11 protein-coding genes and 1 pseudogene are annotated in these 14,142 nt (G+C 64.8%); 6 read left to right on the top strand and 6 right to left on the bottom strand.

Annotated elements, in window-relative coordinates:
- Together FVW27_RS15490 and lolA are read left to right on the top strand one after the other, a co-directional pair.
- A partial coding sequence (locus tag FVW27_RS15490; RefSeq protein WP_279586640.1) for a DNA translocase FtsK occupies positions 1–1,686 on the top strand: 1,686 nt, incomplete at its 5' end.
- Positions 1,687–1,971: 285 nt separating this feature from the next.
- Complete coding sequence (gene lolA / locus FVW27_RS15485; RefSeq protein WP_341806159.1) at positions 1,972–2,673, top strand: outer membrane lipoprotein periplasmic chaperone LolA; 702 nt, start codon at positions 1,972–1,974, stop codon at positions 2,671–2,673.
- Positions 2,674–2,838: 165 nt separating this feature from the next.
- On the opposite strand, the gene FVW27_RS15480 is transcribed toward lolA, so the two are convergent.
- Both FVW27_RS15480 and yedF read right to left on the bottom strand, forming a co-directional pair.
- Positions 2,839–3,594: a pseudouridine synthase gene (locus tag FVW27_RS15480; RefSeq protein ID WP_167126802.1), complete on the bottom strand. Its 756-nt coding sequence runs from the start codon at positions 3,592–3,594 to the stop codon at positions 2,839–2,841.
- Between the two features lie 867 nt (positions 3,595–4,461).
- Positions 4,462–5,094: a sulfurtransferase-like selenium metabolism protein YedF gene (yedF, locus tag FVW27_RS15475; RefSeq protein ID WP_167126793.1), complete on the bottom strand. Its 633-nt coding sequence runs from the start codon at positions 5,092–5,094 to the stop codon at positions 4,462–4,464.
- A 111-nt stretch (positions 5,095–5,205) separates the two neighbouring features.
- Here yedF and msbA point away from each other — a divergent pair, with 111 nt between their 5' ends.
- Genes msbA through FVW27_RS15460 form a run of 3 tightly spaced genes read left to right on the top strand, consistent with a single transcriptional unit; the run spans position 5,206 to position 8,686 of the window.
- The gene (gene msbA / locus FVW27_RS15470; protein WP_243838505.1) at positions 5,206–7,047 is read left to right on the top strand and encodes a lipid A export permease/ATP-binding protein MsbA; all 1,842 of its coding nucleotides are present in this window, start codon (positions 5,206–5,208) and stop codon (positions 7,045–7,047) included.
- The gene (locus FVW27_RS15465) at positions 7,044–7,727 is read left to right on the top strand and encodes a lysophospholipid acyltransferase family protein (protein WP_167126790.1); all 684 of its coding nucleotides are present in this window, start codon (positions 7,044–7,046) and stop codon (positions 7,725–7,727) included. The genes msbA and FVW27_RS15465 overlap by 4 nt, the downstream gene beginning before the upstream one ends.
- Entirely contained in the window at positions 7,724–8,686 is a 963-nt protein-coding gene (locus tag FVW27_RS15460; protein ID WP_243838504.1) for a lysophospholipid acyltransferase family protein, read from the top strand. The genes FVW27_RS15465 and FVW27_RS15460 overlap by 4 nt, the downstream gene beginning before the upstream one ends.
- A 1,121-nt stretch (positions 8,687–9,807) precedes the next feature.
- Here the strand turns inward: FVW27_RS15460 and fsa are convergent.
- The 4 genes from fsa to FVW27_RS15440 form a co-directional block, all read right to left on the bottom strand.
- Positions 9,808–10,452 carry a fructose-6-phosphate aldolase gene (gene fsa, locus FVW27_RS15455; protein ID WP_167126787.1) on the bottom strand — a complete coding sequence of 215 codons (645 nt, stop codon included), beginning with the start codon at positions 10,450–10,452 and terminating at the stop codon, positions 9,808–9,810.
- A gap of 202 nt (positions 10,453–10,654) precedes the next feature.
- Positions 10,655–10,951: a transcriptional regulator gene (locus FVW27_RS15450; protein ID WP_167126784.1), complete on the bottom strand. Its 297-nt coding sequence runs from the start codon at positions 10,949–10,951 to the stop codon at positions 10,655–10,657.
- Positions 10,952–11,020: 69 nt separating this feature from the next.
- The gene (gene folK / locus FVW27_RS15445; RefSeq protein ID WP_167126796.1) at positions 11,021–11,605 is read right to left on the bottom strand and encodes a 2-amino-4-hydroxy-6-hydroxymethyldihydropteridine diphosphokinase; all 585 of its coding nucleotides are present in this window, start codon (positions 11,603–11,605) and stop codon (positions 11,021–11,023) included.
- Between the two features lie 14 nt (positions 11,606–11,619).
- Entirely contained in the window at positions 11,620–12,789 is a 1,170-nt protein-coding gene (locus tag FVW27_RS15440; RefSeq protein WP_167126781.1) for an LL-diaminopimelate aminotransferase, read from the bottom strand.
- A gap of 766 nt (positions 12,790–13,555) precedes the next feature.
- Here FVW27_RS15440 and FVW27_RS15435 point away from each other — a divergent pair.
- A pseudogene (locus FVW27_RS15435) lies at positions 13,556–14,142 on the top strand (methyl-accepting chemotaxis protein); the annotation flags it as partial.

The following is a 14,142-nucleotide window of genomic DNA, read 5'->3' as shown; positions in this document are numbered from 1 at the left end:
GCGAGCCGTGCGGCCCCCGGTGGGCCTGACGGCTCGGACGCGGCGGCCAGCGGCGGCGATCCCTTTGCCGGGAACGAGTTCGGCCCCGGAGCCATGGGGCTGGAAGACGACCTAGTGGACGATGCAGCCGACGACCTAGTGGACTACGCCGCAGGCGAAGCCGGGCCCACCTGGCTGGAAGGCGCCTTCGGCGACGACCCTGCCCGCGAAGGGCAGGGGACAGCGCCCGCCAAGCCGTCACGCCCCCGCAGGGCTCGCAGCAAGCTGCCCGGCCTTGACCTGCTGCACTCCGTGGCAGGCGGCGACACCAAGCCCGCCCGCCAGATACTGGAGGCCAAGGGCCAGAGCGTCATCACCTGCCTGGCCGACTTCGGCGTGCAGGGCGAACTGACCCGCATCACTCCCGGCCCGGTGGTCACCATGTTCGAGGTGCGCCCGGCCCCCGGCGTGAAGGTGAGCCGCATCGCCAACCTCAGCGACGACCTGGCCCTGGCGCTGAAGGCCATTGCCGTGCGCATCCAGGCCCCCATTCCCGGCACGGACACCGTGGGCATAGAAATTCCCAACGAGGCGCGTGAAAACGTGTGCTTCAAGGAACTTCTGGGCTCGGACACCTTCCGTTCCGCCCCGTCCATGCTCACCATGGCCATCGGCAAGGACATCGCGGGCAACGCCACCGTGGCGGACCTGGCCCGCATGCCCCACCTGCTGGTGGCTGGCGCCACCGGCGCGGGCAAGAGCGTGTGCCTGAACTCCATCCTGCTCAGCTTCCTGTACAAGGCGCGGCCTGAAGACGTGCAGATGCTGCTGGTGGACCCCAAGCGCATCGAACTTGCCGTGTACGCCGACCTGCCGCACCTGGTGCACCCCGTGGTGACGGAAATGGCCCTGGCCAAGAACGCGCTGGACTGGGCGGTTCAGGAAATGGACCGCCGCTACCAGGCCATGGCGCGCCTGGCCGTGCGCAACATCGCCGGGTACAACCAGAAACTGGCCGACCTTGGCGCGGATCTGCCGCCGGAACTGGCGGACCTGGAACGCATGCCGTACCTGGTCATCGTCATCGACGAACTGGCCGATCTCATGCTGACCGCCGCCAAGGAAGTGGAAACCAGCATCGTGCGGCTGGCCCAACTGGCGCGCGCGGCGGGCATCCACATGATCCTGGCCACCCAGCGGCCCAGCGTGGACGTGGTCACCGGCCTCATCAAGGCCAACTTCCCGTGCCGCATCTCGTTCCAGGTCACCTCCAAGCACGATTCGCGCACCATTCTCGACACCGTGGGCGCCGAGCACCTGCTGGGCAAGGGCGACATGCTCTTCAAGCCCAGCGGCGGCAAGCTGCAGCGACTGCACGGTGCCTTCGTGGGCGACGACGATGTGGCCTCCGTGGTGGAGTTCTGGAAGCGCCAGCAGGCCCCCAACTATACGGTGGACTTTGCCGACTGGGGCAACGACGGCACGGGCGACGGCGCCAACGGCAACGGCGGGGGCGACCTTTCCGACGACCCCATGTACGCCGAGGCCGTGGAATTCGTCATTGGCCAGGGCAAGGCCTCCATCTCGCAAATCCAACGGCGTTTTCGCATCGGGTTCAACCGGGCGGCGCGCTACGTGGAACAGATGGAGCACGACGGCATCATCGGCCCCTCCGACGGCAGCAAGCCGCGCATGGTCATCAGATAGCAATGGCGGGACAGGGTGCGGGGTGGGGCGGCTTTCCGCCGCCGCTCCGCGCCCTGCCGCACGAGTTGACGCGCTGGCCCAGTCCTGCTAGCGCAGCCCCAGTACGGCACGAGTCCGGTCGTGTCCGACAGAAACGGGCAGGAACGCGCAGGGCAGGGCACCACGTGCCATCATGTGCCCTTCGGGGCCAATCCCGCCCCTGTCGCCCCCCTGACATCCCGCACGGCACGCCGCAGGGCTGACCGCCAAGTCCATCCCGCCAGCAATCCTCCACAGGAGCATCCCGTGATTCGTCCCCTTTCCCTTCGTGCATTCTCCCGCCTGCTGGGCCTTGCCGCCCTGTGCGCCACCATGGCCCTGTCCGCCGCCCCGGCCCGTGCCGCCGGTGAACTGACCAACCGCCTGCAGCAACGCTACGACGCCACCACCACCCTCAAGGCGGACTTCACCCAGGTGCTGCTGCACCGCGAAAGCGGCGCCAAGGAAACCCGGCAGGGCACCCTGCAATTCCGCAAGCCGTTGCTGGTGCGCTGGGAGACCAAGGCCCCCCACGCCGAACTGCTGGTGGTGACGGCCAATGAAATCTGGAACTACCTGCCGGACGAAGAGGTGGCCTACAAGTACCCGGTGGAACTGGTGCAGGACTCGCGGTCCATCATCAAGGTGATCACCGGGCAGGCCAGGCTGGAGCAGGATTTTGACGTGGCCGAGGAAGCCGACGACAGCGGCATGGCCCGCCTGCACATGTACCCCAAGGAGCCGACGCCGCAGTTGACCGAGGCCTTCCTGTGGGTGGACCCGAACACCAACCTGATCCGCCGGGCCAAGATCATCGACTTCTACGGCAACGAAAACGACATCACCCTGAACAGCCTGGCCACCGACGCCGGGGTGCAGGACAGCGCCTTCCGTTTCGCCCCGCCCAAGGGCGTGGACGTGGAAGACCGGACAAAGCAGGGCTCGCCCGAAAAGCAGCTGTTCAATTAGGCTGCGTCCCACGCCCGTCTGTCCGAGGCGTCTGGCAGACAGCCGCCAAAGCGTTCTCCCTTCAAGGCAGACGCCCGTTTCAAGTTCAACTTGAAGTTTGAAAAAACGACAACGCCTCCCGCAGCTTTGCAGGAGGCGTTGTTTCTTTTCCGGCAAACTGGATGGTTACGACTCCAGGCCGGCGGCGCGGCGCAGGGCCGTTACCTCGTGCGGCGTCAGACGCCGGGCCGCGCCCTTGGGCAGTTCGCCCAGTTCCAGCGGACCTTGCCGCACGCGCCGCAGCAACAGCACCGTCAGTCCGAGGTCGCGGCACATCCGGCGAATCTGGCGGTTCACCCCCTGACGCAGGGTCATCTCGAAAAGACTGGCCTGGCGGTCGGACTGCAACAGGCGCACGTCAACGGGGGCAAGTTTTTCCCCCTCGGCCAGGGTCATGCCCTGGCGCATGGGGGCCAGGATGGATTCGGTCACGTGGCCGCGCACCTTCACCATGTAAACCTTGGGCAGATGGTAGCGGGGGTGGGTAAGCCGGTTGGTCAGGTCGCCGTCATCGGTGAGGATCAGCAGCCCCTCGGAAAAATAGTCCAGCCTGCCCACGGGGTACAGCCGACCACCGCGCAGTTCGGGCGGCAGGATGCCCAGCACGGTGGGCCGCCCCTGCGGGTCGCGCACGGTGGAAACAACCTGCACCGGCTTGTGCAGCATCACGTAGGTGAACGCGGTGGGCGCGGCATCCAGTTCCAGCAGTTGCCCCCGCACCTCGATGCGGTCGCGCCCCGGCACCACGCGCGCGCCGGGCGTGTCCACCACCTCACCGTTGACCCGCACCACCCCCTGCTGTATGAGGTCGTCCGCCTGACGCCGCGAACATACCCCCGCCCCGGCAATGGCCTTGTTCAGGCGCACTTCGCCGGGCTGCATGGCCGATTCGCCGGGCTGCATATGATGCGGTTCGCCGGAGTGCACGGACTGGGCGGGCTGTGCGTCCACCGCCGTGACTTCGGGCTGGCGTGCCGCCGCCGATTCCCCCTCGCGACGGTTCCTGCCTGGTCCGCGACCGGGCACAAGACCTGCCCCGGGGCGCCGTTCCTGTCGGCCCTCTCTGGCAGCATTCCCACTCTTGCGGGGCGCCTCGCCAGCCGTGCCGCGCGGCGACGGTTGGCCGGGACGCCCGGGCCCGTCGCTCCGGCGATCGGAACGTGTGCCTTTGGGCGCATCGAGCCGTGCAGGATCGGCGGCGTCGATGGCGGGGCGCTTGGGACGGCCAGTCGAAGGCTTGGCGGGGCGGGACGGAGACGACGGTCGGCGCTGGGTCATGGGGTTCCGGGCCGGACAGGGTCCGGCGGGCTGAAGTTTGGTGGCGGCAGGCCCGTGCCTGGCCATGTGCGACATGGGGCGTCCTGCGCGGTTTTGAACGAAACGTCCGGCACAGCTTTGAACGAAACGTCCGGCACAGCTTTGAACGAAACGTCCGGCACAGCTTTGGACGAAACGTCCGGCACAATTTTGGACGAGGCGTCCGGCACAACCTTGGACGAGGCGTCCGGCACAACCTTGGACGAGGCGTCCGGCACAGTTCCGGCCGGAGACGTCGGCGACCTTTCAGGCGGATGCCCGACCAACCGTACGCAGACGAACATGGGCAGTCTATCCCGGTCGCCCGGCAAAGAAAACCGCCCGGCGCAACCTTTCGGCGGTGCGCCGGACGGCATTCCGGACACGTTGCATGGCGGCGCAGTCGGCGGCAGGGCACATCCGTGCTCCAGGCCAGGTGCGCGCCCCGGCCAATTACGGCCGGATGATCTTGGTGGCGAGTTGCAGGCTGGTGACCACGTCGAGCATGTTGGTGGTCTGACCCACGGCTTTTTGCTCCAGAAGCCCGAAATGGTCAAGGCAGGTGCCGCAGACCAGCACGGTGGCCCCGGCGGCCTCCAGCCGCTTCAGATGGGGCAGGGCCGGGCTGTCCGCAGCGGACAGGCGCACCGCGCCGTTCAGCATGACCACGCGCCACAGTTCCGCGCCCAGTTCGGGCAGGGTGGCGAGGAAGTTCTGCATCAGCTTGGCGCCCAGGGTGTCGTCGCCCGCGCCAATGACATCGGACGTCAGGAAGACCACGACCTTCTCGCCCATGCGGCGCAGCTGTTCCTCGGTCATCACTTCGCAGACCTCGCAATCGTCAGAGGAGTCGGGGGCGGACACATCGCCCTTCACGCCGCGCAGCCGCCACAGGCCGTCGCCCGCATCCTCTACCTGTACGGAGTACCCTTGGGTGGACAGGAAGCGCGTCACGTTCTCGCGCGCGGCCTGATTATCGACGACCACCACCAGCGAGGCGGGCGACTGCTCATCAAGGCAGCGCTTGCAGCGCAGCACGGGCTGGGGGCAGGGAAGATTCTGGCAGTTCAGTTCGATTTCTGGCATGGTGAGCCTCCTTTTCCGAAGGAACACCACACCGCGCGGTCGGTCAAATCGAAAACTTCCGCGCATTTTCAAAAAACGCATCCGCAAAACAAATAGAAGACGCCGCACCACATGGCCGACGCCAAAAAGAACGACCATCCCACTCAGGGGCAAAGCATCCATCTGCTCAAGCGTTGCTTGAAGTATTTCCGCCCCTACAAGTGGCAGATTTTCATCTCCATGCTGGGCATGGGGCTTGTCTCACTGACCACGGCAGGCACTGCCTGGCTGGTCAAGCCCGCTCTGGACGAAATTTTCATCAACAGGGACCAACAGGCCTTGCTGTACGTGCCCATGCTGTTCTTCGTGCTCACGCTGCTGAAGGGCGTGGGCCGGTACGTGCAGAACTACTACATGCACTTCAGCGGGTTGCGGGTTCTTGAAAAGCTGCGCTCGGAACTCTACGACAAGATGATCTTTCTGCCGTTACAGTTCTACGAGGAATCGCAAGTGGGCATGCTCATGTCGCGCATCATCAGCGACGTGACCATGATCCGCAACAGCCTGCCGTCCATCGTGATGATGATCCGGCAGTTCCTGACCATGCTGGGCCTGGTGGGCGTGGTGTTCTACCAGAACCCGCACCTGGCCGTCTGGGCGATTCTGGTGCTGCCGCTGGCACTGTACCCGCTGATATGGTTCGGCCGCAAACTGCGCAAGTATGGCCGCCGCAACCAGTCGAAACTGGCGGATATATCCGTGGTATTGCAGGAAGTGTTCAGCGGCATCCGCGTGGTCAAGGCCTTTGCCACGGAACGGTACGAGGCGCGCCGTTTCGACGACGAGAACGAACGCCTGGCCCGCCTGTACCTCAAGCAGGCCAGCGTGTCCGAGCTTTCCTCGCCGGTCATGGAATTGATCGGGGCCGTGGGCATCGGCCTGGTGATCTGGTTCGGCGGACGCGAAGTCATCGCCGGGGAAACCACGGCAGGCACGTTCTTCTCGTTCGTGGCCGCCCTGGCCATGCTGTACGACCCGGTCAAGTCGCTGAACTCGGCCAACATGGACGTACAGCGTGCCCTGGCCGGGGCCGAACGGGTCTTCGAGATTCTCGATGCGCCGCACCTGGTGGTGGAGCAGGGGGGTGACGTGGAGTTCGACGAGCCCTTCGGCGAACTTCGCTTCAACGATGTCACCTTCACCTACGACAGCAAGACCGCGCCTGCGTTGGACAACGTAAGCCTCACCGTACGCGCTGGCGAACGGGTTGCCGTCGTGGGGCCGAGCGGCGCGGGCAAGAGCACCTTCGTCAACCTCATTCCCCGTTTCTATGAACCACAGCAAGGGGGGATCACTCTCAACGGTCGCCCGCTTTCCGCCTATACGCTTGCCTCACTGCGCCGGAACGTGGCCATGGTTTCGCAGGACGCCTTCCTGTTCAACCTCTCGGTTCGCGACAACATTATCTACGGGCTTACCGGACCGGTGGATGAAGCGTCGGTGCGCGAGGCCGCCCAATCCGCCTATGCCGATGAATTCATCACTCAAATGCCCGAAGGATATGACACCGTACTGGGTGAACGCGGCGTAAAGGTTTCGGGCGGACAGAAGCAGCGCCTTACCATCGCCCGGGCCATCATGAAGGATGCGCCGCTGCTCATCCTGGACGAGGCCACCAGCGCGCTGGACTCCGAGGCCGAGCGCATCGTGCAGAAGGCCCTGGACAACCTGATGGAAAACCGCACCAGCATCGTCATTGCCCACCGACTGTCCACCATCCTTTCCGCCGACCGCATCCTGGTCATGGAGCAGGGGCGCATCGTGGACGCAGGGCGACACGAGGAACTGCTGGACCGGTGCTCCCTGTACGCCCGGCTGTACGCCATGCAGTTCGCCACCGATACTGCCGCCGATGTCACCCCGGACGGTGCGGAACGGGACGCCATGCTCCCGTCTGCCGGAGTTACCGCGTGAAGTTGCCCCCCGCCCTCATCGCACCGCCGCTGTATGCCCTGTACAAGGCATGGTGCGCCACCCTGCGCTATGACATAGCCGGACGCGATGCCGTGGATGCGTTGTGGCATGCCCGCACCCCCATGGTTTTTGCGCTGTGGCACGACGAACTCTTCCCGCTCATGCACGTACGGGGCGGTCTTGAGATCGTGACTGTGGTCAGCCAGAGCCGCGACGGCGAATACCTGGCCCAGGTGCTGCAACGGCTGGGCCTGCGCACGGCGCGGGGTTCCAGTTCGCGCGGCGGGGTCAAGGCGCTGATCGGCGCGGCCCGGCAAATGCGCAAGGAAGGATTGTGCGGCTGCGTGACCGTGGACGGCCCGCGCGGACCGCGTCACAAGGTCAAGCCGGGGGCCATCTTTCTGGCCCAACGGGCGGGCGCGCCCATCGTGCCCATGCGCATTTTCATGGACCGGGCCAAGGTGTTCGAGCGCGCCTGGGACCGCTTTCAGCTGCCGTTGCCATTTTCCCGCGTGCGGGTGGTGTTCGGCGAACCGTACCGGCTGCCCGATGCGCCTGATGTGCCCAAAACGGCCGATGCTGCCGGACGGAAGGACAGGGACGAGAACGGGCAGGGGAGCGATGCCGTCCTGACCGCCGCCTGTGCGGAGCTTGAAGCCCGTCTTGAAGGATTGCGATGACCCCACACACAGACCGCAAGGACATTTCCACCGCCCCCGGTGCAGAGAGCAGGCCGGATTCCGGCACCGATCCAAAGGGCCTGATGCCGCGCCTGCTACACATGTTGGCCCGAGCCCTGGCCAGGCAGGGGTTTGACGGCATAACACGGTATGGCAACGCTCTTGGTGCGCTGTTGTGGCACTGCCTGCCCGGCAGGCGGCGCCTGGCTGTCAGCGCCATCGCCGACCATCTTGGCGTATCGCAGCAAGAGGCCACGCGCATTGCGCGGGAAAGCTTTGCCCACAATGCCCGCTCGTTCCTGGAAGTGCTTCTGGTGGGGCAGTTCGGATTCGAGCAGACGGGCGCCCGCCTCATCATAGACAACCCCGACCTGCTGCGCAGGCTGGCAGAAGGCGACCGCCCCGTGGTGGCCACAACGGCCCATCTGGGGGCGTGGGAATTCATGTCCTCACTGATGGGGCAATGGCATCTGGACCGCCCACGCATGGTGGTGGTGCGCCGCAACAGCAACCGTACCCTCAACGACTTCATATTCGCCATGCGCGGCGCGCGTGGCTTGCAGGTGGTGGACCACCGCAACGCCGTGTTCACCGTGCTCAAGGGGCTGAAGCGCAACGGGTGCGTCGGTTTTCTGGTGGACCACAACTGCCGCCGCGACGAGGCCATCTTCCTGCCGTTTCTGGGGGAAACCGCCGCCGTGAACATGGGACCGGCCCTGCTGGCCGTACGTGCCGAGGCAGAGGTATGGCCCGCCTTCATGATTCGCGAGGGCGACCGTTACCGGCTGTACATCGACGAACCTCTGGATACCGCTACCTTGGACGGTGACCGGAACGACAAGGTCGAAGCGGTTTGCCGGTTTTATACCCAAGCCGTGGAAAGGGCAGTGCGCGCCCATCCAGAACAGTGGTTCTGGATGCACAAACGCTGGAAGACGCGCCCAAAGCACGACGACTGATTCCGCCTGCGCCTCATACCTCTTCACCCATTGACCAGCTACACCGATTGTTCCTCCGCCGCCGATGACGCTCAAGCGTTTGGCGGCGGTCTTTTTTGGCGCGGCTACGCATCGCATGGCCCGATTGATTCGGAGCTAAAGACACTCTTAACGATTGCATACCTAGTGCGAGTGATTGGGGAGTGTCCCTGTCTCGCGACACACACGAGGACAAACCCGACAGGGCCAGCGCACATCGTGAACAGATAGCGATCAGACCTTTTGTTGGCGCCACAGAGCTATCTATCATTTCGATATCAGCGCGTAAAAAGTTGACGCCTCAACATCCCGCACGAGCGGCCCGAAACGCCGTCCATCCGGGGTGAACATCACGGCAAGCGCAAATCGGAGCGCATGTCGGGGCTAAGCAGGCGATGGATTTGGCGGGGTAGCATCGGAAAGTCACCGGTTGTTTCACACAAAATCATAAATTCATATCAATCTGGAATGAAAGGCTTCTCCATCCTCAAAAGTTAACATAATTTACATTATGAGACACGCATGCGAACGTATGAAGAGATGAGAACCCAGCCCTTGGGCGTGCTGACCTGTCCAAGTCCCTCGCCCTCATGCACTGAATCGCACGCTCCGTTCAAAGCCCACCAGACGCCTGCCCGTGCCAGATCATGACCGACCTCACAGCGCCAACCGGACTTCAATCGCTATTTCCGATTGCTTGCACTGGTCCCTGGTGACGACCTGGGCTGCTCTGGGCTGCCCCATTCACTACATGCCAAACGCGCCCGCTTTGCGACCATTCCCCATCATTCCCTCCGTCACGCCGATACCCCTCCGCGCCTCCAGCCAGACAATGGAGAGCACATCGCTATATAGAACATGAGCACATCTTGCCGTTTTTCAAAAAACACGCCCTTCCACCTTCCGGATTTCAGGCCCGAAATTTCAAAATCCACCCCCTCGTCCGCCATAAATGCAATTGGGCCGGAAACGGCCATTTCGCGCATTTTTCAGCTTTGGACGCAAAAACGGGCACCATTCACTGGGAATGGTGCCCGTTCATCGGGATCAACAGAAAAAACGCCACTTGATTCCACCGCCGGAGCACAGACGGCGGAACCCCGCTAACCGTTCAGCGCCGCCCAGTCCTTGTTGAACATCTCAAGTCCGGCCGAGGTCAGCGGGTGGTCGAACATCTGGCGCAGCACGGCAAACGGCACGGTGGCCACATGGGCACCCATCAGGGCCGCCTCGGCCACATGGCGCGGATGGCGCACGCTGGCCACGATGACCCGAGCTTCCATGGAATAGTTGCGCAGGATGGCCATGATGTCAGCCACAAGCTGCATGCCGTCCTGCGACAGGCCGTCCAGCCGTCCCACAAAGGGAGAGATGAACGAGGCCCCGGCCTTGGCGGCCAGCAGTGCCTGCATGGGCGAAAAGACCAGGGTCACGTTGGTGTCCACGCCCTTGGACCTCAGCACGCGCACGGCCTTCAGTCCTTCGGGGGTCATGGGAATCTTGACCACCACGTTGGGACCGTTGCGCACAAGATCCAGCCCCATGGCAATGAGTTCGTCGGCGGTGTCGCCCACGGCTTCCAGACTCACCGGGCCTTCCACCTCGCGGCAGATGGCCTGCATCACCGCGCGCCAGTCGCCGCCTTCGCGGGCCATCAGAGTGGGGTTGGTGGTCACGCCATCCAGCAGGCCCCAGGCCTTGGCGGCGCGCATCTCGGCAAGGTTCGCCGTATCCAGAAAGAACTGCATGAACCGGTGCCTCCTTGCGTCAGGCCGCCGTCCGCCAGCGGGGCACATGCTCCCGGGCGCACGGCGGCATCACGAAAGAACAAAATGTTGCGGCAACTGAACATCGCGGCCTGGCGGGCAACGTCGGACGGGCGGTACGAGATTGAACCCGCGTATCCGCGCGCAACCTGCGCATCTGGCAATTCCCGCAGGAAATTACGGCCTACTCGGCGTCCTTTTCCTCGCGCGCGGGAATTTCGCGCCCGCCGCTTTCCAGCTGCTTCAGAAAGTTGTCGCGGCATTCGTAGCTGCAAAAACGGTAGGTCTTATCGCCGTCGCGCACGGTGACGCCTGCATTGGCATCAATGTAGGCGCCGCAGATGGGGTCGCGCACCATTTCGCCGGTGGCCACCATCTCTTCCTTCTGCTTCTTGTCATCCTTGCTCTTCTTGCGCGCCTCGTTGGTCACGAGACGGTAGAGGAAATAGCCTGCCGCGATCAGCAAGAGCCACTTGAGCATGCCAGACTCCCTTTGGGTCCTAGAGGCGTTGATGAAGGCCGGGCGCGCGGGCGCGCTCCGTTTGGCCGTTCACTGGGCGATGCACCCGTCGTGCAGGGTGAACGTCAGCGATTTCAGGGCGTGTATCAGACTTTGTCCGTCGGGGAAAGCGAGTTCGGGGGCGATTTCGTACAGCGGCACCAGGACGAAGGCCCGCTCGCGCATACGCGGGTGCGGCAGCGTCAGGCGCGGGGTGTCGCGCACCGCAGTGCCGAACAGCAAGAGGTCGATGTCGATGGTACGCGGGGCGTAGCGGGCAGCGGGGTCCGGCGTGGGGGCATCGGCCCCTTCCCGCACCGCCTCCTCGTGACCGTCACCCTGCCCGCCTTCCGGCGTATATGCCCTGCGGCGGCCCAGTCCCCGCTCCACCTCCAACAGATGGTCCAGCAGCACTTCGGGCGTCATGTCCGGGTCGCATTCCAGTCTGGCCACCTGGTTGGCGAACCACGGCTGGTCGCGGTAGCCCTGCGGTTCCGTGCGGTACACGGACGACACTGCGCCAACGACAACGCCGGGCAGGGCGGCAAGTGCCGCCACGGCCCGGACGATATTGTCGGCGGGGTCGCCCCCCGACGCGTCCTTCCGGACGTTTTGCGGAGGCAGGTTGGACCCCAGGCAGACGTAGGCGATTACAGGTTCGCGATGCGTGACACGGCCTCCTCGAGGCGGTCGGTGTCCACGGTGAGCGAAATGCGGAAGTAGCCTTCGCCCGGTGCGCCGAAGCCGTTGCCGGGGGTCAGCACCACGCCGGTCTTTTCCAGCACGGCGGTGACGAATTCGGCGGACGAGCCGTACCCGGCGGGCACCTTGGCCCAGATGTAGAACGCGGCGGTAGGCACGCGGCAGGCAATGCCCACCTTGTTCAGGGCGGCCACCACCACGTCGCGGCGCTTGCGGTAGATGGAGCGCAGTTCGCGGCAGAAGTCGTCACCGTCGCGCAGGGCCACGATGGAGGCTTCCTGCACGGCCTGGAAGATGCCGGAGTCCACGTTTTCCTTCACCTTGCCAAGCCCCGCCACCAACGAGGCGTTGCCCACGGCCATGCCAACGCGCCAGCCGGTCATGTTGTAGGTCTTGGACAACGAGTGGAACTCGATGGTCACGTCCTTCGCGCCTTCCACTTCAAGAATGCTCATGGGCTTGTCATTCTCGTCGTAGTAGACCTCGGTGTAGGCCGTGTCGTGCGCGATGATCACGTTGTGCTTCCGGCAGATGCCGATGAGCTTTTCGTAGAATGCGCGCGGGGCCGTGGCCGCCGTGGGATTGTTGGGATAGTTGACGAAGATCATCTTCGCCCGGTCCCAGGTGGCGGCGGGAATGGCGTCGAGGTCGGGCAGGTAGTCGTTTTCCTCCACCAGGGGGATGAACTGCACCTCGCCGCCCACGAAGCCGGTGGCAATGTGGTACACCGGATAGTTGGGGGTGCACACCAGCACCAGGTCACCGGGGTTCACGAAGGCCAGCGGAAAGTGCGCGATGCCTTCCTTGGACCCGATGAGGCCGATGACCTCGGTCTTGGGGTCAAGGCTGACGCCGAAGCGGCGGCCATACCAGTTGGCCACTTCCTGCCGGAATTCCAGCATGCCCACGTACGAGGGGTACTGGTGGTTGCCAGGGCGCTCCACGGCCTTCTTCATGGCCTCGATGATGAAATCGGGCGTCGGCATGTCGGGATCGCCGATGCCGAGGCTGATGATGTCCACGCCACGGGCGGCCACTTCGGCCTTGACCTTGTCGATGCCTGCGAACAGGTACGGGGGCAGGGTCGCCAGCCGGTCCGCGAGTCTGAAATCAGCCATTCCGAATCTTCTCCTTGCGGGTTTCGATCCCCTCAGCGCGCCCTTTCGCCTGTGGCGTGGCACGCCGCTGCGCCGGTAAAAAAAGAGGGCTCTGCCAGAAGCCCGTTCCTTGCGATGCCGTTCGGGTAACCGCGTACCCGGTTTCGTCCTGTTGCGCGAAATCTACAGGCCCCCTGCCCGGCCTGTCAAACGATAATGGCTTCTGCGAATCGGCACGCCGCCCGTACCGGCAGGACGGGCACCGGCGCATGCGGCAAACGCCCAACCATCCGCCGCGCGTGAACCGTCCGCCTCTCTCCCCCCGCCAGCCCGTTGCCCTGCCCACCGTCTTCGCCCGCCCGCTTGCCGAGGGTATGCATCCTGCAAGCGAACGTGCCGCACCTGTTCCTCATGCCCGCTTTCTGCCCACGTTCTGACCAGTTGCGGGCAGATGCCGGGCGCCCGCAGCGGAAACCAGGCATCGCGCCCCGCACGGGCAAATGCCCGTCCACCGTGCTCCGGCGCGGGATCGGGCACACCATGCAGGCACACCAAGCGGGGCGGCGGCACAGGCCGGGTACGGACGCGTCGGGCGTCCTACCCCACCCTGCTTTAAGACTTTTTATTATCAAAAATGTCATCCGGCATAACGAAAACGACAAAAACGACGACACGTCACAACGGATGACGCATTCTGGTTCATGACAACGCGGGGGGACGCATGACATCGGCAACACGGGCTTTGGGTGGATTGGGCCTGCTGGCGATGGTTTTCGCCGGTACGGCCATGACCGTCGCGCTGGGCGCGGCGGCATGGGTGGTGAACGGGCTGCTGCTGATGGGCCTGCTGACGACGCTGGGCTGCCTGTTCGACGCATGGCGCGTGCATGGAGCGCTGACCACGGTCGCTCGGCTGGTCGCCGGTGTGCGTGACGACACCGCGCCGTCCGGCACGGTTGCACAGGGTGCGGGCAGCGGGCTGTCCTTCGGTGCCCGCAAGGCCGGTGAGGCTACCGCCACAACCAACGATTTCGACGGAGACGCAACGACCCTGCTGGCCCGCCACGTGCCGCGCGTGGTGGCCCTGCTGGACGGAGCGCGCCAGCGCATGGCGGAGGAAACCGCCCGTGCCGACGCCAGCACCCAGGCCGCCGAAGCGGCCGGGCGCAGGGCAGGCCTTGTGCGCGAGCGGGCAGAAGCCTCCAACCGGCAGGCCATGCACAATTCCGCAAAAACCCTGGACCGCGCCGTGGGCTCGTTGCAGGAAGCGGCAACGAACCTGGCCGCCGAGGCGGGCCGCGCCTCCAGCGGGGCCGACAACCAGCAGCGGCTGGCGGGCGATACCGCCGTGGCCATGATCGGAAGAGCACAACG

The organism is Nitratidesulfovibrio liaohensis (genome assembly GCF_011682075.1).
In the GTDB taxonomy this organism is placed as follows: domain Bacteria; phylum Desulfobacterota; class Desulfovibrionia; order Desulfovibrionales; family Desulfovibrionaceae; genus Cupidesulfovibrio; species Cupidesulfovibrio liaohensis.
This window is presented reverse-complemented; position numbering and strand designations above follow the sequence as displayed.

What these genes read in the sequence shown, in the direction of transcription:
- msbA (WP_243838505.1), top strand. Translation starts at nt 5,206, where the DNA reads ATGGCCGACGCCAAAAAGAACGACCATCCCACTCAGGGGCAAAGCATC.
- FVW27_RS15450 (WP_167126784.1), bottom strand. Translation starts at nt 10,951, where the DNA reads ATGCTCAAGTGGCTCTTGCTGATCGCGGCAGGCTATTTCCTCTACCGT.
- FVW27_RS15480 (WP_167126802.1), bottom strand. Translation starts at nt 3,594, where the DNA reads ATGCAGCCCGGCGAAGTGCGCCTGAACAAGGCCATTGCCGGGGCGGGG.
- FVW27_RS15460 (WP_243838504.1), top strand. Translation starts at nt 7,724, where the DNA reads ATGACCCCACACACAGACCGCAAGGACATTTCCACCGCCCCCGGTGCA.
- yedF (WP_167126793.1), bottom strand. Translation starts at nt 5,094, where the DNA reads ATGCCAGAAATCGAACTGAACTGCCAGAATCTTCCCTGCCCCCAGCCC.
- fsa (WP_167126787.1), bottom strand. Translation starts at nt 10,452, where the DNA reads ATGCAGTTCTTTCTGGATACGGCGAACCTTGCCGAGATGCGCGCCGCC.
- FVW27_RS15440 (WP_167126781.1), bottom strand. Translation starts at nt 12,789, where the DNA reads ATGGCTGATTTCAGACTCGCGGACCGGCTGGCGACCCTGCCCCCGTAC.